This window comes from Pseudomonas sp. R62 (assembly GCF_000257605.1).
GTDB classification, from domain to species: Bacteria; Pseudomonadota; Gammaproteobacteria; order Pseudomonadales; family Pseudomonadaceae; genus Aquipseudomonas; species Aquipseudomonas atacamensis.
Genome location: NZ_AHZM01000991.1, coordinates 1 through 502, shown reverse-complemented (window position 1 = coordinate 502; position 502 = coordinate 1). Strand labels below are relative to the sequence as shown.

1 pseudogene is annotated in these 502 nt (G+C 56.2%); it reads left to right on the top strand.

Annotated features, from left to right (window positions below):
• Window positions 1-502, top strand: a pseudogene (locus OQK_RS01505) (hypothetical protein); the annotation flags it as partial.

Below are 502 nucleotides of genomic sequence, written 5' to 3'. Positions count from 1 at the left end.
TGCAACAGCTCCTCTCCAGTGACATCGCCCTGGAGCTCGCCACACACTTGCAAACCGCAATGAAGGGCGCTGCTACCCCAACCAGCCTAAAGCAATGGCTATTGACCGCGCTTGTGCTAGCGCTTGATCCAACGGCCGGCACCCAGCGCAATCGCGTTGCAGGTTTCGACTTCATGTGGCCTGCGAACTGGGGCTTAGGTGCTGGCAAGCTCAGTGAGCTTTTAAGCCAACATTTGGCTGATACCCAACAGGTCCCGACCCACCTTCGTCCGGCAGTCACCCGCCTATTGATGTCCGGTGCAGCGCCACATTTGCTGGTCAAAGACCTACCGTCGACGTTGAAGCTTGGTTCCCCAGAATGGGTCAACTTTTCAAGTGCGGTAAATCGAATCGAACTGATAGCCGCCGGTGCCAGCGCGAACATGACTTACCAGCAAGTCATGGACTTTCATAACATCAAGCCCATTTCAGCAGAGGAAAACCGCCTGCAGGCCGTCGCCCA